The organism is Roseateles chitinivorans (genome assembly GCF_002761755.1).
In the GTDB taxonomy this organism is placed as follows: domain Bacteria; phylum Pseudomonadota; class Gammaproteobacteria; order Burkholderiales; family Burkholderiaceae_C; genus Roseateles; species Roseateles chitinivorans.
On sequence record NZ_PEOG01000221.1, the window covers coordinates 1 to 437 of the forward strand.

Below are 437 nucleotides of genomic sequence, written 5' to 3' on the forward strand. Positions count from 1 at the left end.
CGGCTCCGGAATGGGACGACCTCGACGTCGACCCGGCCGATCTGGTCGTCATCGTCGGTGGTGCCGAACTCGGCCCGTACGGTTCGTCGCGCACGCGCTTCGCGATGGAGGTCTCCGGCGAGTTGTCGGCGGCCGGCGTGCTCGAACTCGCGTGGACGACCGGCATGGTCAAGTGGGAGGACGATCCCAAGGCCGGCTGGTACGACACCGAGACCGGTGAACTGGTGCCCGAGTGCGAGATCGTGGAGCGCTATCACGACGCGGTCGTGGAGCGCTGCGGTATCCGCGAGTTCGTCGACGACGGCGCGATCGACCCCGATCACGCGTCGCCGCTGCTGGTGAGTGTGTTCCTGGACAAGGACTTCACGTTCGTGGTGTCCAGCGAGGCCGATGCGCGTGCGTTCGTGCAGTTCGACCCCGAGCACACCGTGGCCCGC

At 67.7% G+C, this 437-nt stretch carries 1 protein-coding gene; it reads left to right on the plus strand.

The features are described from left to right. On the plus strand, nt 1-437 hold a 437-nt coding region (locus CS062_RS25455), incomplete at both ends, for a hypothetical protein (protein WP_143742560.1).